Genomic DNA, 24,696 nt, shown 5'->3' on the forward strand with positions numbered 1-24,696 from the left:
TTCCCCGCGGCACCGGCAGGGCAGGCGGCGGCTGGCACTCGTGCTGGCCGTACTTGCGCTGCCGCTCGCGGTTCAGGCCAGCCCCGGCTTCGGCGCGCGTCCGGCCAGCGAAGCATCCGTCGATGCGGCGCGCGCGGCGCTGAACCGCGGCGACGGCATCGACGCCGAAATGAAGCTGCGCGCCGCGCTGGCCAGCGGCGCCTCGCGGCGTGACGTCGCGGCCTGGATGGGCAAGGCGTTTCTCGATCAGGGCAATCCCGGCAAGGCAAGGGCCTGGCTGGGGCCGGGCGATTTCAGCCCGGAAACGGCGGCGGACGGCTGGCGCGCGCTGGGTCTGCTCGAAAAGCAGCAGGGGCATCTCGCCGCATCTGGCCGGGCCTACGACAAGGCGCTGAAGCTGATTCCGGATGACGCCTCGCTGTGGGTGGAGATCGGGCGTCTGCGCTATGCGGGCGGGCAGCACCGGCTGGCCATTGCCGCGGCCCGGCACGCGCTGGAGCTGGACTCGGACAGTGTCCGCGCGCTTGAGTTCAACGGCCAGCTCGTGCGGGACCGTTATGGCCTGCTGGCGGCGGTCCCGTGGTTCGAACAAGCGTTGATGCGTGATCCGAAGGACGTGCCGGTCCTGCTCGACTATGCCGCGACACTGGGCGATCTGGGCCGCGCGAGCGAGGCAGTGACGGTAACGCGCAGGGTACTGGAACTCAGCCCGGCCAATGCGCACGCTTACTATCTGCAGGCCGTGATCGCGGCACGCGCGGGCAATTATGAACTCGCGCGTACCTTGCTGCTGAAGACCGGCGAAGAGCTGGACGGGCAGCCCGGCGTGCAGATGCTGCACGGCGTTGTCGAAATCGCGGCAGGCAATTACCAGCTGGCCTCCGATGCGCTGGAAGCGGTGCTGCGGATGCAGCCGGATAACCGGCAGGCCAAGGATCTGCTGGCCCGCGCGATCTATCTGGGCGGGCAGTACCGCTATGCCACGCTGCGCTTTTCCGATGACATCGCCCGCGATGAGGCTTCGCCCTATCTGCTGACCGTGGTGGCGCGCAGCTGCGAAGTGCTGGGCGAACGGCAGCGCGCCGGAGAGCTGCTGGACCGTGCCGCGCGTGCGCAAGGGCCTGCGCTGCGAGTCATGCCGCATCAGGGGCGCATCGGCGAATTGCTGGCCGCCGGGCAGGGCGCGGAGGCGCTGGCGGAAACGGAGGCGGACCGGGCCGCCGATCCCGGTTTCTACGACAATCAGGCGCTCGCCGGAGACGTGCAACTGGCGCTGGGCCATCCCGGGGCCGCTCAGGAGCGCTATGCGGCGGCAGCGCTGATCCGCATGCCTGAAAGCCTGTTTCTGCGCCGCTTCGAAGCATACGCCATGGCGAACGATTTCGCGGGCGCGCGCGATCTGATTGAGGGCTATTTGCGCCAGAACCCCACAAGCCGCCCGGCCTTGCGCGCCGCTGCCCGGCTGGCCATCGGCACGCGCGATTTTCGCCGCGCCGGCGCGATCCTGTCATGGTTGCGCGATAATGGCGGTTCCCGCGATGTGCAGTTGCTGTCCGAACTGGCGCTTGCGGAAATGCGCGAAGGCGACGCCGAAGCCGCACACGGCAGCGCGCGGAGAGCCTATCGTTTGCAGCGCGCCAGCCCGCTGGCCACGCAAGCGCTGGGCCTCAGTTATGCCGCGCTTGGCATCCGCCGTGAGAGTGCGCGGGCCTTGCTCGACAAGGCGGAAGCGATGACGGGCAAGACACCGCTGATCGCCGAGGCGCGCGGGATGTTGCACAAGCCGAGTTGAGCGGCCGGGCTCCTCAGGGGGCATGTTCCAGGCCTTGATTTGATCAATGGACTGGAACATAAAAAGAACATACCGGAGGGAGGCGGTTGTGGCTACTCAGGGCAAAGTCGATTTCAAAGTCACGGAGAAACGGCTGTTTTCCGCGCCGTCTGACGATTTCGTGGAAGTCGATATCCCCGGACTGACCTATCTGATGATCGACGGGCAGGGGGCTCCCGGCGGGGCGGCTTATATCGACGCTCTGGGCAGTCTTTACCCGGCAGCCTATGCGCTCAAGTTCTTCAGCAAGCAGACTCTGGAGCAGGACTATGTCGTTCCGCCGCTCGAAGGCCTGTGGTGGTCCGACAAAAAGGACGCCTTCACCGCCGGGCGGCAGGACGAATGGCGCTGGACGATGATGATCATGGTTCCGGACTGGATCACGCCCGATCAGTTCGCAGCAGTGCTGGAGGCGCTGAAAGCCAAGAAACCGGAGATCGATTTTTCGAAACTGCGGATGGCTTCGCTTCATGAAGGCCGCAGCTTGCAGAAGCTTCATCTGGGCAGTTTCGCTGATGAAGCGCCGGTTCTGCACCGCCTGCACTACGAACTGATGCCATCCCTTGGCCTCACCTTCAACGGCCCGCACCACGAAATCTATCTCAGCGATCCGCGCAAGGTGGCGCCGGAAAAGCTGCGGACCGTTCTCAGGCAGCCTGTCCGTTCTGTCTGACCGCCATTGGGAGCCTGACCGTTCAGCCGGTCAGGCCCCGTCAGATCAGCTTTTTGGCTGATAGGTATTTCCCGCCTCGGGAAAGCTGCGTTCCCGCACTTCTCCGGCATATTGCGCGGCGGCTTCCGAGATGAACCCGGCGATGTCGCCGTACTTCTTCACGAAGCGCGGCACGCGTTCAAACATGCCCAGCATATCTTCAGTCACCAGCACCTGACCGTCGCACTGCGCCGAGGCGCCGATGCCGATCACCGGGATTTCCACGCTTTGGGTGAGGGATACCGCGATCGGTTCGACCACGCCCTCAACCACTACGGCAAAGGCGCCCGCATCGGCCACGGCTTGCCCGTCGGCGATGATCCGGGCGTGTTCTTCCTGGCTGCGGCCGCGCGCGCCATAGCCGCCCAGCGTGTTGACCGCCTGCGGGGTAAGGCCGACATGCGCCATCACCGGGATACCGCGCTGGGTCAGGAAGGAAATGGTTTCGGCCATGGCCTGGCCGCCTTCCAGCTTGACGGCGGCGCATCCGGTTTCGGCCATGACCCGGCTGGCGGCGGCGAAAGCCTGCTGCGGGCTGGCCTCATAGGCGCCGAAGGGCATGTCGACGATGACGACCGAATGATAGCTGCCGCGCACGACGGCGGCGCCGTGGGCGATCATCATGTCGAGCGTGACCTGCAGCGTCGAAGGCAGCCCGTAGATCACCTGACCGAGCGAATCCCCCACCAGCAGCATGTCGCAGTGCTGGTCCAGAAGCTGGGCCTGCCGCGCGGTGTAGGCCGTGAGCATCACCAGCGGGTCTTTGGTTTTGCCATCGAACTTGCGCTTCTGGATGGCGGGCACCGTCAGGCGCTTCATCGGTGCGGGGGTGGGATTGGCGCGGCTGGTCGCGGTGTCGAGTTGGAAGGTCGTGGACATGGGGGCGCTCTTAGCGGGTGCAGCGAAAATCTGCAAAGCTGGGGAACGCTGGCTTATTCGCTCTTGCCATGCGTTCGCATCTCGTTAGCGTCACGCAACCGCAAAACTTGGGGGTCGCGCATGTTCGGACGCGTAAAGCCGCTTGATGCCATTCTGGCCACGGCTGAAAAGAAATCACTACACCGCTCGCTCGGGCCGGTCCAATTGACGCTGCTCGGCGTCGGGGCGATCATCGGCACGGGTATTTTCGTTCTCACTGCTGCTGCAGCGCAAAAAGCCGGACCCGGCATGATGTGGAGCTTCGTTATCGCGGGCTTCGTCTGTGCGGTCGCGGCGCTGTGCTATTCGGAACTGGCCTCGATGGTGCCGGTTTCCGGTTCCGCCTACACGTACACATATGCCGTCGTCGGCGAACTGCTCGCCTGGATGGTCGGCTGGGCACTGATTCTGGAATATGCGGTGGCCGCGTCGGCGGTGTCGGTCGGCTGGTCCGGCTATTTCATGGGGCTTTTGAAAAGCTGGACAGGATTCGAGTTACCAGCGGCGTTAGCCGCCGGGCCAACGTGGTCGCTCACCGGCGTGGATTTCAGCACCGGTATCATCAACATTCCGGCCATTGTCGTCGCACTTGCGGTAACCGCGCTGCTGATGGTCGGCACCAAGGAAAGCGCCACTTTCAACGCCATTCTCGTCGCCATCAAGGTGACGGCGCTCACGATGTTCATCGCCTTGGCCCTGCCGGTGATGCAGGGTGAGCACTTCGCGCCTTTCGCGCCCAACGGCTGGTTCGGCCCTGCAGGCAGCAGCGGCATGGGCATCGTTGGTGCCGCAGCATCGATCTTCTTCGCTTATGTCGGGTTCGACGCGGTCTCCACCGCAGCGGAAGAGACCAAGAACCCGCAGCGCAACGTTCCCATTGGCTTGATCGGCAGTCTCGCGATCTGCACCGTGTTCTACCTGCTGGTGGCTGGCGGTGCGATCGGCGCCATTGGTGCACAGCCAACGGCGCTGGGCGTGCAGCCCGGGTCGCCCGAATTCGCCGCCCAATGTTCGGCGCTGGTGCAGCAGGGCAAGGAACCGCTGGTCTGCTCGAAGGAAGCGCTGGCGCATGTCCTGCGTGCGATCAACTACACCTGGGCGGGCGATCTCATCGGCCTGGCCGCCAATCTGGCATTGCCTTCGGTCATTCTGATGATGCTCTATGGCCAGACCCGCATCTTCTTCGTCATGGCGCGCGACGGCCTGCTTCCCGAGAAGCTGGCGAGCGTGCACCCGAAGTGGAAGACCCCGCACATCGTCACCGGCCTGACGGGCATTTTCGTGGCGATTGCCGCTGCGTTGCTGCCGGTGGGTCAGCTGGCTGACATTTCGAACTCGGGCACGCTCTTTGCGTTCTTCATGGTCTCGATCGCGGTGCTGGTGCTGCGCGTGAAGGACCCGAGCCGCGTTCGCCCGTTCCGCACGCCGATCGTCTGGGTGATCGCGCCGGTCGCGGCGCTGGGGTGTCTTGCACTCTATTTCAACCTGCCGGTTGAGGCGATGCTGGTGCTGCCCGTCTGGGGGGCGATCGGTCTGGTCGTCTATTTCTCCTACGGCCGCCGCAAGAGCCACGTCGGGCTCGGCAAGGTCGAAGTCCACGAGGAAGACGCGGACGTGCCGCCGCAGCCGGTTCCGCCGATCTGAGCGGACGTGCGATAGAAACAGGGAAGGGGAGCCATCGTGCTCCCCTTTTTTGTGAAACCGGGCAGTCTGGTCAGGCGCCGGACAGTCTGTTCGTGCCCGGCAGAACCTGCATGCGGTGGCTGCCCAGCACTTCCAGCGAGCGCCGGTGACGGGAAGGAAGAAACAGCCATTCGTTGGTCACGGCCTCCGGCCGCACATCCACCACCATGTATCCCCTCTGGCTGGTATCGCACCATTTGAGCGCCGGGTTGCTGTCCAGATAGCTGCGGGTAATGGCCGAGGGATCACCGGAATAGCGCTTGTCCATGCCCAGCGAGGAGACGCTGTGTCCGGCGAATTCGACGCCGGCGGGTTTTCCGGCGTGGTCCAGATCATAGGCCCAGCCGTTGTGGCTGTCCCCGCTCAGAACCACCAGATCGGCGCCAGCGGACTGGGCAGCGGCCAGCACCCGCCCGCGCGCGGCGGGATAGCCGTCCCAGCGGTCCATGCTGGTGGGAATCCCCAGCGCGCCCAGTTGCACGGCCCGTTCCAGCTCCGCCCGCTTGGTTTCGCTGGGCGGCGCATCGGAAGGAAACCATGCCATATAGCCGCGCGGCATGATCGTGGTGCCCATGATGACCTGTTGCGCGAGGATCTGCCATTTCGTGCCCGTGGCAACGGATCCGGCCAGCCCATCGGCCAGCCATTTCTCCTGCTCGGGCCCCATCATGGTCCGGTGCGGATCCGCCAAGGGGCCATCGCGGAATGCGATGGCTGCGGCGGCAAGGTCGGGCTTGTCCTTCAGCCAGGCGGCAAGGTCGAGCTGTTTGCTGCGGGCCAGAATCCGGGTTTCAAGGCGGAACAGGCTGGCCAGATCGCCCAGTTCGTAGCGGGTATAGGGTTCGGGCCGCATCGGCATCCATTCATGCCAGGCCTGCATCGCCGCGCCCATCCGGGCTTCCCAGGGGCCTTCGTCCGTGCCGTGGTTCTCGGCGCCGTGCTGCCAGCTGTTGTTCACGGTCTCATGGTCGTCGCACATGGCGATCATGGGATAAGCGCGATGCAGGGCCTGCAGATCGGCGTCGCGGCGGTAACTGGCATAGCGCAGGCGATAGTCCAGCAGGCTGACCGTTTCGTGCTGCGGCTGGATGCCCCGTGAAACGGCCAGCTCCTTGAGCGCATCGGACCGGGTCAGCTTGGATTCGTAGATGTAGTCGCCCAGATGGACGACGAGGTCGAGATCGTTGCGGGCGGCGGCATGTCCGTAAGCGTTGAACCAGCCCGAGGTGGCATTCGCGCAGGAGAACACCCCGATCCGGAACTGGCCGAGCGGCCCGCTGGGCAACGTGCGGGTCCGCCCGGTGTCGGATACCTGCCCGTCAGGCGCGGTGAAGCGGTAATAGTACCATTGCCCCGGCTCCAGACCTTCGGAGCGTACTTTCGTGCAGAAATCCGTCTCCGGCCCGGCTTGGGCGGTGCTGCGCGCGGCGATCCGGCGGAAGGCCATATCGCTGGCGATCTCCACCTGCAGGGATACGGCGGCGCCGCTGGCCGGAACGAAGCGCGTCCACAAGGTGACGCTGTCCTGCAGTGGATCGCCGCTGGCAACCGAATGCGTGAAACCGCGTGCCGGAGCGGCATGGAGTACGCCGGGAAGCATCGTGCCGAAAGGAGCAAGCGCGGCGGCTTCCAGCAAAGTGCGGCGCGAAAGGAGCGGGAAGGAAAACAAGCTGTCCATGCCGCTGCTGTTACAGGCTTGGCGTGACCGTAATGCTTCACCGGAATGACAGTATTGTCGCGATGCGGAAGCACTGCGGGCATATTACTATAGTACGCTTGTCATCCTCTGTGCCTAAAGGCCGCACCCGTTAACGGAACACGTGAGACGGGGGTCATACCATGTTCGTTTTGAAAGCAGCCCTTCGGGGCCGCCGCCGCAATTTCGTGCGTGCGGCTATTCTTGCCAGCACCTGCATCCCGGGCGCGGCTTACGCTGGCGACGTATCCGGCACCATTATAGACATCGCACTTGAACGCCCGGTACGCGGCGCCACGGTTACGATGGACGGCACTGCCATGTCGGCGGCGACTGACGAGCAGGGCCGCTACGTCTTCTATGATGTGACTGCAGGCGTTCACACGCTGACGGTCAGCCAGCCGGGATACCGCAGCGAGACGCTTACGGTCACCGTGCCCGAAACCGGCAAGGTCACCGCCAATGGCAGCATCGCTCTGGCCAATACGTTTGACGGGAACACCATCCTGGTCACCGGTGCCCGGGCCTCGCGTCTGCTGGCGATCCAGCGCAAGCGCGCCATGCCCGTCGTTGCGGATGTCGTCTCGTCCGATGGCATCGGCAAACTGCCCGATTACAATACGGCCGAAGCTTTGCAGCGTTTGCCGGGCATCTCGGTGGAAATCGACCAGAGCGAGCCGCGCTATGTTGTCATCCGCGGCGTCGATCCGAATCTGAACCTGGTGACGATCGATGGCAATGTCGTGGGCATTCCGGAAGCGGAAGGGCGCCGGGTAGCGCTCGATACGATTCCGTCCGATCTGGTCGGTGCGATCGAAGTCGTGAAGACGGTGACGCCTGACTATGACGCCAACGCCATCGGCGGCGCCATCAACATTGTCACGCCCAGTGCCTATGATCATTCGCGGCCGTTCACTTATGTCTCTGCGCGCGGCATCTATGGCAGTAGGGCGGACAAGACGGGCTTCGGAGCCAGCGCCATGCATGGCCAGACGTTCGGCAGTGACAGCCAGTTCGGTATCGTCGCGGGGGCCAGCTATTCCAAGCGTTTCATCGACAGCCAGCTCGTCGATCCCCTAAACTGGGAGGAAGTGGGCGAGGGGTTATGGGCTCCCACGGGGATCCGCATGTTCAACTATTCGATCATGCGCGAACGCATCGGCGGGATCGTCAATCTGGAATGGCGCCCGGACAACGATCTGCGGGTCTATGTGAATACGATCTACAACGAGTTCACCGACCACGAAGGGCGCGACCAGTTCGACTATGATCTGTACCGCGGCACGGCAATCATCTCGGGCCGTGAAATCACGTATGACAAAGGCCGGGCATCGCGCGAGTTCCGTCAGAACAACCAGACGCAGAAGCTCTACAACATCTCGCCGGGCGTGGACTGGCGTTTCGGCACGTTCGAGCTGAAGCTGAACTACACATATGCCCACGCGCAGGAGCATACCCCGGTGCGCGACGATATTGAGTTCCGCTCGGCCGGGAACAAGGTCTCCACGATCCTGACCGGCAGTTCGATGCCCACTTTCAGTTCTATCGACGAGAGCCTCTACGATCCGTCCGCTTTTCCGCTGCGCCGTATCCGCTTGCGCCGCGAAGCGATCGATGAGGATCTGCATGCGATCAAGGCCGATTTGAAGGCTGACTTTGCCGATGGCACCGACAGTTTCGCGAAGGTCGGTGTCAAATTCACCGATCGCATCAAGGATCGCGATAACTATCAGGAACAGTGGACACCCGACGGAGACGTGACGTTCGCGGATACCGGGGCCGTGCTGGACCCGATCGCAGGCTTTTTCGGCGGCAAGTACGATTTTGGCCCGGCGATGGATTACCGCGGCGTGCTCGATTACACCTTCGTGCAGAACCCCGGCTTGCTGGAACTGGACGAGGAAAAGACGGCCATCAACGACAAGGCCAGCGATTATCACATCAACGAAAAGATCTATGCCGGCTACGGGATGGCGAGCCTGGATTTCGGTGCGTTCAATGTGATCGGCGGCGTGCGCGTCGAGCATACCGTTGGCCAGTACGATGCCTTTTTCCTGCAAACCACGGAAGAAGGCACCAGCATCGCGCCGCTGGCGTTCAAGAAGGAATATACCCACGTTCTGCCCAGCGTGACGGTGAATTACCGCCCCAATCAGGAAATGGTGTTCCGCGCGGCGTGGACCAATACCATCGGCCGCCCGAACTACAGCGATGTCGTGCCTGCGTTCGAGGAAGAAGACGGGGATGGTGAGGCCGGAAATCCCAACCTCAAGCCCTATACCTCGATGGGGCTGGATCTGTCAGCGGAGTATTATCCCGATGCCGACACGGTCTTTGCGCTGGCGGCTTTCTACAAGCACATCAAGAACCCGGTCTATGTCCAGAAGATCAACAACACGGCGTTTGCCGGTATCGAACTGACCAGCCTGTCGCAGCCGCAGAACGCCGATAGCGGGAACCTCTTCGGCGTCGAGGCGAACATGACGGCCCGGCTGGCGTTCCTGCCCGCGCCATTGGATGGGTTCGGAATCTCGGCCAATGTCACTTACGTGGATTCGAGCGTGAACGTGCCTGGGCGCCAAGACGATGATCTGCCGTTCTTCCGCCAGTCCAAATGGCTTGCGGGCGGGGCGCTGTTCTATGAAAAGGGACCGCTCGAAGCGCGCTTTGCCGTCAGCTACCGCAGTTCTTACCTGTCCGGTGTCGGTTCCGGCAAAGACTACTATGAAAACCCGTCCAACGCCGATTTTGACGATTACACCAAAGGCCGCACAGTACTGGATGCCCGCATCGGCTACCGCATTGTGGAGGGCGTGGAAATCTTCGGTTCGGTCTCCAACATCGGCGAAACACCGCTGATCGGCTATCAGGGACGCTCCAACCGCATCACGTCGCGCGAGGAATATGGCTTGAACGCCGATTTCGGAATCAGCGCCAAGTTTTGATTGTTGGACGCTTCGGCACATCAGCGGACCGGCAGGCGGCAACGTCTGCCGGTTCGTTGTTTTTGGACTGGTGCCAAAGGGGGCAAACTGGAGGCGATAAGGGGGCTGGGAAAAACCGCTCACCGGGCCTGAATGCAGTGGAAGGTTTGGTGACCCCTACGGGACTCGAACCCGTGTTTCAGCCGTGAGAGGGCCGCGTCCTAGACCGCTAGACGAAGGGGCCGGTAGGCCGTTTCAGGCCTGCCGGGCACTGCATCGGATGGTGACCCCTACGGGACTCGAACCCGTGTTTCAGCCGTGAAAGGGCCGCGTCCTAGACCGCTAGACGAAGGGGCCATTCCGTGCAGTGCCGGTGGCAGGACCGCGCCTCTAGCGGTGCCTTGCAGGGGGGTCAACCCCCGTCTGCAGATAAAAATACCATAGGGCGATTCAATCGGCGAAAGCAGCGTCGTCGAGGTGCAGTTCGGCGGCCGGGCGGCTGCCCCAGTCGTCGATTTTCGCGCGGCCCGCGAGCCACAGGCGGCGGCCTTGCGCGGCGTGGAGCAGGGTCTGGCCCATTTCGGTTTCGGCCGAGCGGAAGGCCATGGCTTTGAAGCGGCTGCCATCCTGCCCGCCCACGATCAGGCGCACGTGATCGGCACCGACCACGTCCGCCTTGACGATCCGCACCGGCCCCACGGCTACGCGCGGGCCGGGCCAGCCCATGCCGAAAGGACCTGCGCTTTCCAGCGTTTCCACCAGGGCAGGCGTCAGGCCGCCAGGGGCCAGGGCAAGGTCCAGGAGCATCGACTGGTTCATACTCGCGCGGGAGACATCCGCCGCCAACCGCGAATCGAGCCATTCGGACAACGCGTCCAGCTTGTCCGGCGCTATGGTGAGGCCTGCCGCCATGGCGTGGCCGCCGCCCGCGATCAGCAGCCCGGCCTCGCGCGCGGCGATGATCGCGGCGCCCAGGTCCACGCCGGTGATCGAGCGGCCCGATCCCTTGCCGTTGCCCGCCTCGTCGGCATCGAGCGCGATGACGAGGGTGGGCTTGCCGGTCTTTTCCTTAATACGCCCGGCAACGATGCCGATCACGCCCGGATGCCAGCCTGCGCCTGCCAGCACGAGCACGGCCCGGTTGTGCTGACTTTCGATCTGCGCTTCGGCGGCTTCCTGCACCGCCTGCTCGATGGCGCGGCGTTCGTCGTTGAGGCGGGAGAGCTGTGCGGCGATCTCGCGTGCCTCTTCGGGATCGGTAGTGGTGAGCAGGCGCACACCGAGGGTCGATTCGCCCACGCGCCCGCCCGCATTGATTCGCGGGCCGAGCGCGAAGCCGAGGTCCGAGCAGACCGGGGCGCGGTTGAGGCGGCTGGCATCGATCAGCGCGGACATGCCGGTATTGCCGCGTTTGGCCATGACTTTGAGGCCTTGGGCCACCAGCGCGCGGTTGAGGCCGTGGAGCGCGGCGACGTCCGCCACGGTGCCCAGCGCTACCAGATCGAGCAGAGCGAAGAGGTCGGGTTCGCGGCGGCTCTCAAAGAAGCCACGCTGGCGCAGCACGCGTACCGTCGCCACTGCCAGCAGGAATGCTACGCCCACGGCGGCAAGGTGCCCGTGACTGGCCGCCAGTTCGCTTTCGTCCAGCCGGTTGGGGTTAACCAGCGCGGCCGCGCGCGGGAGCTCGGGCGCGCACTTGTGGTGATCGACCACGACCACATCCACACCGGCCTCGTTTGCCATATCCAGTGCTTCGTGCGCCATCGCGCCGCAATCGACCGTGACAATCAGGCTCGATCCCTCTTTCGCGATCCGCACCAGGGCTTCGCCAGAGGGGCCGTAGCCTTCCAGCAGGCGGTCGGGGATGTAATAGCCTGCTTCGTGGCCCAGATGGCGCAGCAACAGGATCAGCAGCGCGGCGCTGGTGGCTCCGTCGACATCATAGTCGCCGTAGATGGTGACGGTCTCGTTCGTCATCACGGCCTGCGCCAGCCGTTCGGCCGCCACGTCCATGTCGCGGAAGGCGGAAGGGTCGGGCAGGAAGGCGCGCAGCGAGGGCGTGCGGTGGCGTTCCAGATCCTCTCGCGCCACACCGCGCGAGAGCAGGAGCTGGGTGACGATGTCGTCCTCCAGACTGCCGGGGCCGTCGGAAAGGTCCATGTTGCCGCCGCGCCAGCGCCAGGACTTGCCGGAGAGCGAGCGGTCGATGCCGAATACGGAAGCGGGTCGCGAAGCCATGGCTTGACGGTTAGACTACCACGCGCGGGCCGGGAAGGGCGGCGCGAAGGAAGCTGAGGAGAGATGCACAGTGCTTGCGATCATCTGGCATAGCCGCACCGGCGCGGCGCGGGCGCTGGCGCAGGCGGTCCGTGAAGGCGCGGGCGAGGAATCGCGCCTGATCGCAGCGGCCGATGCCAGTCCGCAGGATCTGCTCGATGCGCAAGGCTATGTCTTTGCCTGCCCTGAGAATCTGGCGTCGCTGTCCGGCGAAATGAAGGAGATGTTCGACCGCTGCTATTACCCGGTGCTGGGGCGCATCGAGGGCAGGCCCTATGCCACGGCGATCGCGGCAGGATCGGACGGGGAGGGCGCGCAGCGGCAGATAGACCGGATCGTAACCGGCTGGCGGCTGAAGCGTGTAGCGGACTCTTTGATCGTCAATCTCGGCGCGCAGACGCCTGCGCAGATCATGGCGGAAAAGACGGTTCCGGAACCCGAACTGGCGCGATGCCGCGAGCTTGGCGCGGCGCTGGCCGAAGGGATATCACTCGGAATTTTCTGACGGGGAAGGGCTGGCACGCCGAAACGGACTCGACGCGGCGGGATGAATCGTGCCTATTTCCCGCGTTCCAGCAGGGGAAAGGGAAGCGGCACTGCTCGGTTCGTACAGAGAAGATGCCACGCAAACAGCGCTTGTGCTGCTGTTTCGCGAGGGCTTGCGCCCGTCGGCGGACGACATGGCGCGCCTGCTGGACGCGTCCGATTCCGGGTTGTCCGCGCGCATCAGCCATCGTCCGGAGCCGTCTGCAGGGTGGCTGGAGCTGCTGGCGAGCGGGCTGACGTTCGATCTGCAGGGGCTGGCTCCTGCTGCTCCCATGCCGCACAGCCCGGCTGTGCACCTCTATGGGTTCGGAACCTCCCCTGCGAATGAGGTGCCTCTGGAGGCGGTGACGCTGGACGCGGCGGGTCATGTCTCTGCGGGAGCCGCGCTGGGGCCGGTCTTGCGTACGCTATTCCAGATCGCGGCGAACCTGGCGATATGGCTGCCGGTGGAGGCGGTGCTGTGGGGGGCGGCTGGGACCATGATGGAACCACGCTATTTTTCCAGCACGGTCTTCAACTGGCTGTCCGGCGGAGCCTTTCCGGCGCTGGGCCTTACCGCGCTCGTTCCGGCAAGCGACGGGAGCGTTACGAGTACCGGCCTGTCGCATTTCATCGGGCAGGACATGCAGCTGGAGGGTCTGAAAGGCGAAACCCAGGCGGAGGCCGTAAAGCTTGCGATCCGGATGGTGGACTATCTCGTGCGCCACGGCCCGCTGACACAGCCGCATTCGATTGGAGAGGGGGCAGGCGCTCTGCTGGCCGAGCCTTCGATGACCGGAAAGCGCGTCTGGATCTGGCGCGCGAAGGCGTGATGCCGCGCCAGACGCGGGAATACCTGTCCTTTCGGGCGGTCAACAACCGGTGTCTGCCGGGCTACGACGCCGGGCTGCAGCGGCATCATCTGCTGCCCCGGCAAGTCCTGTCACGGCCTGCATTCGCGCGCATGTTCGCCGCGGCCGGCGGCAGGCGGCACCGGTTTGACGACTTTCGCGAGAATGGCCTGCTGCTGCCCTGCCGTGAAGCTGCGGCGATCCGTCTGGGCCTGCCGCTCCATCGCGGGCCGCACCGGTGTTATAGCAGCATGGTGATGGAGCGGATCGGTCAGATCGAAGCGGGCTGGTCGGAGGTCCATCCTTGCTGTGCCCGGGATGCCGCCGTGCAGGTGCATATGCGCCTTGCCTTGTTGCAGCGCGCGCTGCGGCGGTTCCTGCTCACCGGCAAGCGGCGTGCCGTGCTCAATCGGCGCGATCCGCAGGGAGCGGGTATCGATTTCAGCAGTCTCGACGCAATGGCGGACGCGCTGTGGGGCGCGACCGCACCGCCGCCGGATGTGGCGCCTCAGCCGATGCCGGAGCGCGCGCGCAGCTCGTCCTTGGCGGCCTGATACTGCGCCAGCAGTGCTGCCACGCGGTCTGCGACAGGCTCTACCGCATGGATCGCGCCGATGCCCTGACCTGCGCCCCAGATGTCCTTCCAGGCCTTGGCGTCCATGTTGCCGCCCGAGCCGAAGTTCATCTGGCTCTTGTCGCCTTCGGGCAGGTTGTCGGGGTCCATGCCCGCCGCGACGATCGAGGGGCGAAGATAATTGCCATGCACGCCGGTGAAGAGGTTGGAATAGACGATGTCGGAAGCATGCCCCTCGACGATCGCCTGCTTGTAGCCCTCCACCGCGTTGGCTTCTGCCGTGGCGATCCACGGCGTGCCGATATAGGCGAAGTCGGCGCCCATGGCCTGTGCCGCCAGGATCGAGCGGCCGCAGGCGATCGAGCCCGAGAGCGCCAGCGGCCCGTCGAACCAGTCCCGGATTTCCTGCATCAGCGCAAACGGCGATTGCGGCCCGGCGTGCCCGCCCGCGCCCGCCGCCACCGCGATCAGCCCGTCCGCGCCCTTTTCCATGGCCTTGCGGGCAAAGCTGTTGTCGATCACGTCATGCATGGCGATCCCGCCCCAGCCGTGCACTGCCGCGTTCACCTCCGCATTCGCGCCGAGCGAAGTGATGACCAGCGGAACTTTCCACTTTTCCAGAACCTTGAGATCTTCCTCCAGCCGGGGATTGGTCTTGTGGACGATCATGTTGACCGCGAAGGGCGCGCCGCAGCCCCGCGTTTCTTCGGTGATGCGGTGCAGCCACTCGTCGAGCTGGCTGGCGGGCCGGGCATTGAGCGCCGGAAAGCTGCCGACGATGCCTGAACGCACTTGCGCGATCACCAGATCCGGGGTGGAAACGATGAACATGGGCGCCGCGATCACGGGCAGGCGCAGCGACTGGAACGGCGCGGGCAGGGGCATCTCATCTCCGTTTAAGCGAGCGGTTAAACTGGGCATACTGCGGCGGACGGGGCCTGTCGAGTATGGCGAAAGAGCGTACCGCCATCGCGTTGTCACCGTTCCTGCGCGCGAACGGGCGTGACCTTCATGGCAAGCTGTTATAGGCATCACTGTCGATTAGTAATGGGCCTGCCCGCGCGGGCCGCTTGGGAGATTCAGCCATGGCAGATGACGTCAAAGATATTCCGTTCGATTGCTCGGACATCGATCAGTACCTCGGCAAGGTCATCGATTCCTCGCCGATCCGCGAACCGCTGGGCAACAACGATATCCGCCGCTGGGTGCAGGCGATGCACTATCCCAACCTGCTGCACTTCGATCCGGCATTCGCGGCCGAAAGCCGCTGGGGCAAGCTGGTGGCGCCGCAGAGCTTCCCGATCGTGATGGACGACAGCCATGGCACTTCGTCCTCGTGCATGGGCGGGATCAAGGAATCGCACCTGCTCTTCGGTGGCGACGAGTTCTGGCACTATGGCCCGCGCGTGTTCGGCGGCGACACGATCACCAATGAGCGCATTCCCTATGACTACACCGTCAAGGAAACCGGATTCGGCCCCACCTGCTTCCAGCGGGGCGACAATTACTACCGCAACCAGCACGGCGAGCTGATCTCCAAGCAGCGCTCTACCGCGATCCGTTACCGTGCGGCGGCGGGCGGCGCCAAAGTGGACACCTCCGAGTTCGAGGAACCGGAATGGACCGACGAAGAAATCGCAAAGCTGGAGGAACGCAAGTTCCAGTGGATCCAGATGCTCCACGATCTGGGCCACAAGGAGCGCTGGTGGGATGACGTGAACGTGGGCGACCAGTTGACCGAGCGCGTATTCGGTCCGCACACCGTCGCCAGTTTCACCACCGAATGGCGCTCGTACCTCTTCACCGTATGGGGCACGCTGAACCGCCGCCAGATCGATCTCGAAGCGCTGGGCTTCACCAAGGAAATGGCCGGGCATGAGAACGATCCGGTGATGGAACGCATCAATCCGGAACTGACCGACGGCGCCTACTATGGGCCCTCGCGCGGGCACCTGTTCCCCAAGTACGCCCGCAAGATCGGCATGCCGCGCGCTTACGGCTATGGCGCTTCCATGGGCGCCTGGGTGACGGACTACCTCGCCGGCTGGGCGGGCGAGCACGGCATGGTGGTGCACTCCACCGCCAATTACCGCGGTCCCGCGCTTTCGGGCGACATCACCATCCAGACCGCCGAAGTGGTGGACAAGATGGTGGACGAGGAAGGCCGCCATCTCGTGCAGGTCAAGCATCTCATGCAGAACCAGAAGGGCGTGAAGATGTGCGTGGGCGTGGCTGAAATCCAACTGCCCAAGAAGGCGGACTGACCGCAATTCTGCCTTGGAGTATAAAAAAGGGGGCTCCGGCTTGACCGGGCCCCCTTTTTCTTAAAGTCAGTTGAAGGCCCGGTCAGGCCGCTACGGCATTGGCCGCGCTCAGCACCGCGCGCACGCTGGCAGTGGCGACGTCCTCGTCGATGCCGACACCCCAGATGGTGCGGCCATCGGGAAGCGCGCATTCGACATAGGCGGCCGCGCGGGCATCGGAGCTGGCGCCCATCGAGTGCTCGGCGTAATCGCGCACTTCGAGGTTTACCCCGAAGGTCTCCGCCAGCGTTGCCGTGACCGAGGAGATCAGGCCGTTGCCCTTGCCGGACACCGTCTGCTCCTTGCCCTCGACGCCGATCTTGCCCGCGAAGATGCGCGTGCCGTCGGCGCTCTTGGCCTCATCCCAGTCGATCAGCTGGAAATGCTGCGGCTCGTCGAGGCGGTAGGCCTTGCGGAACACGTCCCAGATATCGCCCGCCTGCAGTTCGCGGCCCAGCTCGTCGGCCAGATCCTGCACATGGCGGGAAAAGTGCGCCTGCATGCGCTTGGGCAGCTTGAGGCCTTGATCCTGCTCGATCACCCAGGCGAAGCCGCCCTTGCCGGACTGTGAGTTGACGCGGATCACCGCTTCGTAATTGCGGCCGAGATCGGCGGGATCGATCGGCAGGTAAGGCACCGACCAGAACTGGTCGTTACGCGTTTCCTGCGCGGCGAAACCCTTCTTGATGGCGTCCTGGTGCGAGCCGGAAAAGGCGGTGAAAACCAGTTCGCCGCCATAGGGATGGCGCTCGGGCACCTTGAGCTGGTTGCAGTACTCGACAGTCTGGATCACTTCATCGATGTCCGAGAAATCCAGTTCCGGATCAACGCCTTGCGTGTACATGTTGAGGGCAACCGTCACGAGGCAGCAGTTGCCCGTGCGCTCGCCGTTGCCGAACAGGCAGCCCTCGACGCGGTCCGCGCCCGCCATCAGGCCCAGTTCCGCCGCCGCGACGCCGGTGCCGCGGTCGTTGTGCGTGTGCAGGCTGATCACTGCGCTCTCGCGATTGGGCAGGTTGCGGCAGAAATACTCGATCTGGTCGGCGTAGATGTTGGGCGTTGCCGCTTCCACCGTCGCGGGCAGATTGAGGATGATCGGGTGTTCGGGCGTGGGCTGGAGGATCTGCATCACCGCCTCGCAGCACTCGATCGAGAAATCGAGTTCGGCGGTGGAGAACGTCTCCGGCGAATATTCCACGTGCCACTTGGTCTGCGGGTACTTGGCGATCTGATCACGGATGATCTTCGCGCCGTTCTCGGCAATGCCGCGGATTTCGGACTGTTCCATGCCGAACACGACATTGCGCCACAGCGGCGACACCGCATTGTAGACGTGGACGATGGCCGCATGCGCCCCGGCGAGGCTTTCGAACGAACGCTCGATCAGATCCTGGCGCGACTGGGTCAGCACCTGCACCAGCACGTCTTCGGGAATGCGCCCGTCATCGACGAGGCCGCGGATGAAATCGAACTCGGTCGCGCCCGCGCTGGGGAAGCCGACTTCGATTTCCTTGAGGCCGACTTTCACGAGCAGGTCGAAGAAGCGGCTCTTCTTCTCCGCGCCCATCGGGTCGATCAGCGCCTGGTTGCCGTCGCGAAGGTCGGTGGAGAGCCAGCGCGGGGCCTGGGTGATGACTTGCGAGGGCCATTGGCGGTTCGGCAGGTCGATCTGCGGGAACGGTCGGTATTTGACCGAGGGGGTTTTCAGCATGGTCATGGTCGTGTCTCGCTCGGAATATTGTCTTCTAACTGCGGTTCGTTGCTAAGGTCCCCTTGAGCGCCGAGCGCGCCGCAGGAGCAACGCGTCACCTCACGCCCAAGGGCGGGTAAGTCGCAGGAGAAGGCCGAGACGGAGAGTCATGGGTGCGCCTATGGGCATTGAAGGGGCGGATGTAAAGGGAAAAGGTCCGCCGCGGCGCCCGCGGATCAGGTGCAGCGGAAGCCCTTGATCACCCCGTTCGCGTCCAGATCGACGTTCAGCCGGTCGGGCCGGTAGTCCATGGTGACGACGGACCCGGGCCGCAGCACGCGCACCGGATGCCCGGCGCGCCATTCGCGGATCGCGGCCATCACCGCATCCGTCGCCCGCTGGCCGACATAGGCGCCGAGCTTCTCCGCGCCGCAATCGGGCTCCACGCCGGGCAGCGGCGGCATGGACTGTGCGGGCGGCGGCGCGCTGTCCGCCGCGCAGGCGGAAAGCGGGAGCAGGGCGGCCGTGGCGGCGGCGGTCAGGCGGAGTCGGGGCATGGGCATCTCCTCTGAGCGGTTCCGGCCTGCGGGCCTAAAGTGACACTCCGGTTTACACGGTTTACACGGTCCAGGGGAAAATGTGTCACCTTATGGCCGGAAGTGTCACCTTGCGCATGACAAGTGTCACTTTGCACGGGGCAAGTGTCACCTTGTGTTCCGGATGCGGGCAGGGCGGTTAGGAGCATGGGCCGGAGATTACCGCATGTCCGGGGATGTAGGAAAAGGGGTTGTGGATGGTAGAGGCGGCTATGCGCCCATCGAAGCCGTTCGACCAAGGTCCAAATACGCCTAGGAGCAGACATTCTGAGCCTATCGCCGAGGCTCTCAATCCTACTTCCTCATTGCGCTTCGGCTGAATGGCGGATGGCGATGCAGGTTGGTCTGGACAACGGGATCAATCATTGCGGCTTGCTTCGCGGCAATATGGAAAGGTCGTGCCGGAAAAGGTCGGAAAGCTCTTCCAGAGTCGCGAAGGTCCAGGCCGCGACGTTCAGCATGCGCTCTTGCCGTGCCTGCCGGTCCGGATCAGGCCTCTGTTCTTCATGATAGGCTTGCGCGATAGCGCGGTCCGTCCGTGACTTGTTGCCGATCTCGAAAATTTCTCTCAGCCGCTTGTAGACTGCCGGATCTTCAAAAAGGTACTGGCTCTCGCGCATCTTCTCCGCGAACAGACTGATCCGCGCGTCGGCCTTCTCATCATGCTCCGGCAACGCAGCGATATGGAGGACGAAGTCAGCAGTCGCCTCGAAAGTCTCCAGACGCCGCTGGAAAAGATCGGCACGCAGTTTCGCCGCTTCCAGTTTGACCTGCCTGTCCAATATGTCGGCCTGCTTATCGGTGATGTCGGCTTGTCTTTTGGCAATCCCGACCTGCTTCGAGCCCACGATAACTGCGCCGATAACGGCAGCCAAGCCACTCGCCAGAGTCGCAAAGGATGGCCAATCGAATTCGCACCACTGGATGAGGGAATTTCCGCAGCCGACCAATATGCCCCTCCCTTGCGTACTACCCTGATCATGAAAATAGTCACAGGGATGTCTCTGCACAACGGCTGAACGCGATCACCCTGGCGAAAGAGGATGAGACTGGCATCAAAGCGCCCTCGCCGGGCGTTCGATAGGGATTTCGCTACACTTGAAAGTCGGCATTCGAATTACGATCAAGTCCCGGACTGTCTCGTTGTGAAAACACTATTGACTAACGGGGGCCTCAACAGATAGCCGCCCGAATTATATCACTCCTGTCACTGACAAGTCAGCATCCGTTATAGATTGTCAGTGCGGCGAAGGTAATCGGACAACGAGATGTCGTTCATCATTGTTCTGATTAACAACCAATTGCGAGACTTCCGCTCACGCTCGTGGACAACATTTGCGACATCTCGCACATCGCCAACAGCCCCAACCAATGGAACGCCTAACCAACTAAGCGGCTTCAGACCCCATGAAACAGCTTCAAACGCGTTGGCTGCCCAACCGCGCACCTCATCGGCCTGTATCACCTCCCGCATAGCTTTGACCGCGTTTCTTTCGCGCTCGACAGGATCTGGCAGTGCCCATAACTCCATCACACTCTCAGCATACTTACGCACAGCCGCGTCTTTCCTAACGGGGATGATCGATTGCGTGTCGGGTGGCTGGAATGCCAGCAATGTGATGGATCGCGCATCAGAGTCATAGCGCGTGGAGTCTAGGTCTGGGAGGTCAAGTGGAGGCCGATGCGGAGAGGACTTCGCAAAAGCGGATAGCTGCGACAATATCTCCTCGTCGCCCGGCGGCAGGAATAACAACGCTTCCTCGTTCGCTGCTGCGTCGAGTTGTAGGAACAGACGCATCAGATGGTGAACCGAAAAAGCCCGCAAATCTTCATTCGAGTCTTCTTGGTCGGAGACTTGGGGGACATCGCGTAAACGACGAAGGGGAGCACCACTGAACGCCCCGGCCTGGAATGCTATCTCCGCAAACGCCAGCCAGTCTTCGCTCCACAGCTCCTCACCGTTATACGCTTCCCAACCAAGCGCTTCAGGTTGCGGTGCTTGGTCTCCAAGCATGCTCGTTGCCCAATCTATATTTGGAAGGAGTACTCCCTCCGCGACAGACAAGACTGTCGCAGCGCGGCTAAATGCAGTTTGATCAGGCGATCTCTGTAGGCTGCGATAATACCCGTGACTCGTATTCAAGCGCTGTGGATCAAACTCGGAGGTGAGTTGCCTGATCAACGCATTTTCTAGTGCACCACCAAGGACCGCCTTCATTATTCCTCCAGAATACCCGCGCGAAGTTGTCTTTCCCTGACAATAGGCGAAATGCGGGTGCTACATCACGCTTAGTTTCTCCCGCCTTTTTAATGACCGCGCCTGTCACCTTCAAGCTATAAGCGGTTGATGAAATGAGGGTAATAGATAATCTTTCATCGGCCTCTCGCATTCGAACGAACGGCAGTCCTCTCGCTTTTGCTTCTCTAAACGCGACAGTCGTCTACCGGCCATTCCGCCAATCCACCGCACCGCCATCTCCCCAAACGAAAACTCCCGGCCCCGCCGAAGCGGAACCGGGAGCGTATGCCGTCAGGGGCAGGGCGGGCCCTGCCGCCGGATCAGTTCTTGGACTTGTCCACCAGCGCGTTGGCGCCGATCCAGGGCATCATGGCGCGCAGCTTGGCGCCGGTTTCCTCGATCTGGTGGCGCTTGGCGGCGATGCGCGAGGCCTTCAGTTCGGGCTGGCCGGCGCGGTTGTCGAGCACGAAGTCCTTGACGAAGCGGCCCGACTGGATGTCAGCCAGAACGCGCTTCATTTCCTTCTTGGTCTCTTCGGTGATCACGCGCGGGCCGGTCTTGATGTCGCCGTATTCGGCAGTGTTCGAGATCGAGTAGCGCATGTTGGCGATGCCGCCTTCATACATCAGGTCGACGATCAGCTTCAGTTCGTGGAGGCATTCGAAGTAGGCCATTTCCGGCGCGTAACCGGCTTCCACCAGCGTTTCGAAGCCCGCCTGCACCAGCGCGGTGGTGCCGCCGCAGAGCACGGCCTGCTCGCCGAACAGGTCGGTTTCGCATTCCTCGCGGAAGTTGGTTTCGATGATGCCCGAACGGCCGCCGCCGACGCCCGAGGCATAGGCGAGCGCGACATCATGGGCATTGCCGGTCTTGTCCTGCGCCACCGCAACGAGGCAGGGCACGCCGCCGCCGCGCTGGTATTCGCTGCGCACGGTGTGGCCCGGGCCCTTCGGCGCGATCATGATCACGTCGATGTCGGCGCGCGGCTCGATCAGGCCGAAATGGATATTGAGGCCGTGGGCGAAAGCGAGCGCGGCGCCGGGCTTCATGTTGTCATGGATGTCGGCGGCGTAGATCGCGGCCTGATGCTCGTCAGGCGCGAGGATCATGAGGATATCGGCCCACTTGGCGGCTTCGGCGTTGGTCATCACCTTGAAACCGGCGCCTTCGGCCTTCTTCGCGGTGGCCGAGCCTTCGCGCAGGGCGATGGCCACGTCCTTGACGCCGCTGTCACGCAGGTTCTGCGCATGGGCGTGGCCCTGGCTGCCATAGCCGAGCACGGCAATCTTCTTGTCCGTGATCAGGTTGATGTCGCAATCGGCGTCGTAATAGACTTTCATCGGTTTTTCCTTCCGTCATCCCGTCCCTGGCCGGGATCGCTAACGATCATGCGCCGCCCATAACGGCCGGTGGTCCCGGATCAAGCCCGGGACGGCGCAAATTCCTATCTTCCGTTCAATTCCGTCAGGCTTCCCCGGCGCCGCGGATCATGCCGACGACGCCGGTGCGGCCCACTTCGACAAGGCCCAGCTCGCGCATGATCGCCACGAACGTGTCGATCTTGTCGGGCGCGCCGGTCAGTTCGAAAATGAAGCTGGAGGTGCTGGTGTCCACCGGCTTGGCACGGAACACGCCGGCGATGCGCAGCGCTTCCACGCGCTTTTCGCCCATGCCCGCCACTTTGATCAGCGCCAGTTCGCGCTGGACGAAGGGGCCGCGCTCGGTGAGGTCCACCACTTTGTGCACCGGCACCAGCCGTTCGAGCTGGGCGTGGATCTGGTCGATCTGGCTCGGCGGGCCGTGGGTGACGATGGTGATCCGGCTGACCGAGTGGTTCTCGGTAATGTCGGCCACGGTCAGGCTGTCAATATTATAGCCGCGCGCGGTGAACAGGCCGGCGATCTTGGCGAGAATGCCGGCCTCGTTATCGACCGTCACGGTCAGGACGTGCCGCTCCTCGGCCTCGTGCTTGATGTGCATCATGTCTGTGTGTCCTTGGCGGGCCGGGGCTCAGACGAGCGCCTTGGCCTCATCGTCCATGGTTCCGGCGACGGAATCGCCGTAGAGGATCATTTCGGTGTGCGACGCGCCCGAGGGGATCATCGGGAAGCAGTTCGCCTCGTTATGGACGCAGCAGTCCACGATCACCGGGCCGGGATAGTCCATCATCGCCTGGATGCCATCGTCCAGTTCGCTTTCCCTCGTGATGCGGATGCCCTTCCAGCCGTAGGCTTCGGCGAGCTTCACGAAGTCGGGCAGGCTGTCCGAGTACGAGTTCGAATAGCGGCTCTCGTAGGTCAGCTCCTGCCACTGGCGGACCATGCCCATCCACTCGTTGTTGAGGATGAAGATCTTGACCGGCAGGCGGTACTGCGTGGCAGTGCCCAGCTCCTGAATGTTCATCTGGATCGAGGCGTCGCCCGCGATGTCGATGACGAGGCTGTCCGGATTGCCGAGCTGCGCGCCGATGGCGGCGGGCAGGCCATAGCCCATGGTGCCGAGACCGCCCGAAGTCAGCCACTTGTTGGGGCTGAAGAAGTGAAAGTGCTGCGCCGCCCACATCTGGTGCTGGCCCACTTCGGTCGAGATGATCGGGTCCTTGGGTTTGGTCAGCGCGAAGAGGCGCTGGATCGCGAGCTGCGGCATGATCGCATCGCGGTTGTCCGGGAACGAGAGGCTCTTTTTCTGGCGCCAGGTGTCGATCCGGTCCTTCCACGCGGTGAGATCCTGCGGCTTGCGGTCTCCCCAGACGTCGAGGATCTGCTGAAGAACTTCGGCGCAGTCGCCAATGATCGGCAGGTCGACCGGAACCGTCTTGTTGATGGACGAACGGTCGATGTCGATATGGATCTTCTTCGAATTGGGCGCGAAGGCATCGAGGCGGCCGGTCACGCGGTCGTCGAAACGGGCACCGACGCAGATGATCAGGTCGGACTGATTCATCGTCATGTTGGCCTCATACGTGCCGTGCATGCCCAGCATGCCCAGCCAGTCCGTGCTGTCCGCCGGGAAGGCGCCGAGGCCCATCAGCGTCGAGGTGACGGGCGCGCCGGTCTTCGCCTGCAGCTCGCGCAGCAGCGCGGTGGCGCGCGGGCCGGAATTGATGACGCCGCCGCCGGTATAGAACACCGGCGCCTTGGCGGCCGCGATCATCGCGACGGCATCCTCGATCTCCTCGATCGCGCCCTGCGTGCGCGGCGCATAGCGCTGGCGGCGCTGCGCCGGGCCGCCGTGCCAGGCGGCCATGGCGATCTGCACGTCCTTGGGAATGTCGATCAGCACCGGGCCGGGGCGGCCGGTGGTGGCGATCTGGAACGCCTCGTCAACGATCGCGGCGAGATCGGCGGGATCCTTCACCAGATAGTTGTGCTTGGTGCAGTGGCGCGAGATGCCGACGGTATCGGCTTCCTGAAACGCGTCCGAGCCGATCAGGGCGGTGGGAACCTGGCCGGTGATGACGACAAGCGGAATCGAATCGAGGAAGGCATCGGCAATGCCGGTCACGGCATTGGTGGCGCCGGGGCCGGAGGTGACGAGCACGACGCCGGGCTTGCCGGTCGAGCGGGCATAGCCTTCGGCGGCATGGGCGGCACCGGCTTCATGGCGCACGAGGATGTGGCGGATGCGTTCTTCGCCGAAGAGAGCATCGTAGATCGGAAGTACGGCGCCGCCGGGATACCCGAATACGAATTCGACCCCCTGCTTGACCAGGCTTTCGACCAGGATGTTCGCGCCGCTGCGCTCTTCACTCACAACACATTCCTTTTCAAGTTTGGCCCGTCCCTTGAGGGCCTTCTCGAATCGATGCGCGGCCCGATTACTCGGACTGCAAGAGAAAGCGCGCACCCATAATAGGATACCCCCCGGAAACAAGCGT

At 63.5% G+C, this 24,696-nt stretch carries 19 protein-coding genes and 2 tRNA genes; 8 read left to right on the forward strand and 13 right to left on the reverse strand.

Annotated elements, in window-relative coordinates:
- The first annotated feature begins 40 nt into the window (after positions 1-40).
- On the forward strand, positions 41-1,792 hold the full coding sequence (locus tag MTR66_RS11120; protein WP_243920933.1) for a tetratricopeptide repeat protein: 1,752 nt from the start codon (positions 41-43) through the stop codon (positions 1,790-1,792).
- Between the two features lie 88 nt (positions 1,793-1,880).
- Complete coding sequence (locus MTR66_RS11125) at positions 1,881-2,504, forward strand: GyrI-like domain-containing protein (protein ID WP_243920935.1); 624 nt, start codon at positions 1,881-1,883, stop codon at positions 2,502-2,504.
- Between the two features lie 45 nt (positions 2,505-2,549).
- Here MTR66_RS11125 and panB read toward each other — a convergent pair whose 3' ends face one another.
- Complete coding sequence (gene panB, locus MTR66_RS11130; RefSeq protein ID WP_243920937.1) at positions 2,550-3,422, reverse strand: 3-methyl-2-oxobutanoate hydroxymethyltransferase; 873 nt, start codon at positions 3,420-3,422, stop codon at positions 2,550-2,552.
- A 120-nt stretch (positions 3,423-3,542) separates the two neighbouring features.
- Between panB and MTR66_RS11135 the strand changes: the two genes are divergently transcribed.
- A complete protein-coding gene (locus MTR66_RS11135) occupies positions 3,543-5,105 on the forward strand; it encodes an amino acid permease (protein WP_243920939.1) in 1,563 nt (520 codons plus the stop codon).
- A gap of 70 nt (positions 5,106-5,175) precedes the next feature.
- On the opposite strand, the gene MTR66_RS11140 is transcribed toward MTR66_RS11135, so the two are convergent.
- A complete protein-coding gene (locus MTR66_RS11140; RefSeq protein ID WP_243920942.1) occupies positions 5,176-6,822 on the reverse strand; it encodes an alkaline phosphatase D family protein in 1,647 nt (548 codons plus the stop codon).
- A gap of 206 nt (positions 6,823-7,028) precedes the next feature.
- Between MTR66_RS11140 and MTR66_RS11145 the strand changes: the two genes are divergently transcribed.
- Positions 7,029-9,785: a TonB-dependent receptor gene (locus MTR66_RS11145; protein ID WP_243920944.1), complete on the forward strand. Its 2,757-nt coding sequence runs from the start codon at positions 7,029-7,031 to the stop codon at positions 9,783-9,785.
- Positions 9,786-9,932: 147 nt separating this feature from the next.
- Here the strand turns inward: MTR66_RS11145 and MTR66_RS11150 are convergent.
- The 3 genes from MTR66_RS11150 to recJ form a co-directional block, all read right to left on the reverse strand.
- Positions 9,933-10,008 (reverse strand) — tRNA-Glu (locus MTR66_RS11150).
- 37 nt (positions 10,009-10,045) lie between these two features.
- Positions 10,046-10,121 (reverse strand) — tRNA-Glu (locus tag MTR66_RS11155).
- A gap of 93 nt (positions 10,122-10,214) precedes the next feature.
- The gene (gene recJ, locus MTR66_RS11160) at positions 10,215-12,002 is read right to left on the reverse strand and encodes a single-stranded-DNA-specific exonuclease RecJ (RefSeq protein ID WP_243920945.1); all 1,788 of its coding nucleotides are present in this window, start codon (positions 12,000-12,002) and stop codon (positions 10,215-10,217) included.
- Positions 12,003-12,072: 70 nt separating this feature from the next.
- On the opposite strand from recJ, the gene MTR66_RS11165 reads away from it, so the two are divergent.
- From MTR66_RS11165 to MTR66_RS11175, 3 genes are read left to right on the forward strand one after another with little or no spacing between them, the layout of a single operon-like run.
- Positions 12,073-12,546: a flavodoxin family protein gene (locus MTR66_RS11165; RefSeq protein ID WP_243920947.1), complete on the forward strand. Its 474-nt coding sequence runs from the start codon at positions 12,073-12,075 to the stop codon at positions 12,544-12,546.
- A gap of 49 nt (positions 12,547-12,595) precedes the next feature.
- Entirely contained in the window at positions 12,596-13,399 is an 804-nt protein-coding gene (locus MTR66_RS11170; RefSeq protein ID WP_243920949.1) for a hypothetical protein, read from the forward strand.
- Complete coding sequence (locus MTR66_RS11175) at positions 13,399-13,971, forward strand: AHH domain-containing protein (RefSeq protein ID WP_243920951.1); 573 nt, start codon at positions 13,399-13,401, stop codon at positions 13,969-13,971. Before MTR66_RS11170 ends, MTR66_RS11175 begins: the two co-directional genes overlap by 1 nt.
- Here the strand turns inward: MTR66_RS11175 and MTR66_RS11180 are convergent.
- Positions 13,926-14,876, reverse strand: a complete 951-nt coding sequence (locus MTR66_RS11180) for an NAD(P)H-dependent flavin oxidoreductase (protein ID WP_243920953.1) — start codon at positions 14,874-14,876, stop codon at positions 13,926-13,928. The genes MTR66_RS11175 and MTR66_RS11180 overlap by 46 nt on opposite strands.
- A gap of 200 nt (positions 14,877-15,076) precedes the next feature.
- Between MTR66_RS11180 and MTR66_RS11185 the strand changes: the two genes are divergently transcribed.
- Complete coding sequence (locus MTR66_RS11185) at positions 15,077-16,255, forward strand: FAS1-like dehydratase domain-containing protein (protein ID WP_243920955.1); 1,179 nt, start codon at positions 15,077-15,079, stop codon at positions 16,253-16,255.
- Between the two features lie 82 nt (positions 16,256-16,337).
- Here the strand turns inward: MTR66_RS11185 and leuA are convergent, their stop codons facing one another.
- The 7 genes from leuA to ilvB all read right to left on the reverse strand — a co-directional run bounded on the left by leuA (position 16,338) and on the right by ilvB (position 24,572).
- Entirely contained in the window at positions 16,338-18,011 is a 1,674-nt protein-coding gene (gene leuA / locus MTR66_RS11190; RefSeq protein ID WP_243920957.1) for a 2-isopropylmalate synthase, read from the reverse strand.
- A 209-nt stretch (positions 18,012-18,220) separates the two neighbouring features.
- The gene (locus MTR66_RS11195; protein ID WP_243920959.1) at positions 18,221-18,541 is read right to left on the reverse strand and encodes an I78 family peptidase inhibitor; all 321 of its coding nucleotides are present in this window, start codon (positions 18,539-18,541) and stop codon (positions 18,221-18,223) included.
- A 401-nt stretch (positions 18,542-18,942) separates the two neighbouring features.
- The gene (locus MTR66_RS11200; protein ID WP_243920961.1) at positions 18,943-19,455 is read right to left on the reverse strand and encodes a hypothetical protein; all 513 of its coding nucleotides are present in this window, start codon (positions 19,453-19,455) and stop codon (positions 18,943-18,945) included.
- Positions 19,456-19,808: 353 nt separating this feature from the next.
- Positions 19,809-20,594: a hypothetical protein gene (locus MTR66_RS11205; protein WP_243920963.1), complete on the reverse strand. Its 786-nt coding sequence runs from the start codon at positions 20,592-20,594 to the stop codon at positions 19,809-19,811.
- 545 nt (positions 20,595-21,139) lie between these two features.
- Positions 21,140-22,159 (reverse strand): ketol-acid reductoisomerase, encoded by a 1,020-nt coding sequence (ilvC, locus tag MTR66_RS11210; protein ID WP_243920966.1) that lies wholly within the window; start codon positions 22,157-22,159, stop codon positions 21,140-21,142.
- Positions 22,160-22,283: 124 nt separating this feature from the next.
- On the reverse strand, positions 22,284-22,802 hold the full coding sequence (gene ilvN / locus MTR66_RS11215) for an acetolactate synthase small subunit (protein WP_243920968.1): 519 nt from the start codon (positions 22,800-22,802) through the stop codon (positions 22,284-22,286).
- Between the two features lie 27 nt (positions 22,803-22,829).
- Positions 22,830-24,572 carry a biosynthetic-type acetolactate synthase large subunit gene (gene ilvB, locus MTR66_RS11220; protein WP_243920969.1) on the reverse strand — a complete coding sequence of 581 codons (1,743 nt, stop codon included), beginning with the start codon at positions 24,570-24,572 and terminating at the stop codon, positions 22,830-22,832.
- Positions 24,573-24,696 lie beyond the last annotated feature (124 nt).

Source organism: Novosphingobium beihaiense, from assembly GCF_022832375.1.
Classification (GTDB): Bacteria; Pseudomonadota; Alphaproteobacteria; order Sphingomonadales; family Sphingomonadaceae; genus Novosphingobium; species Novosphingobium beihaiensis.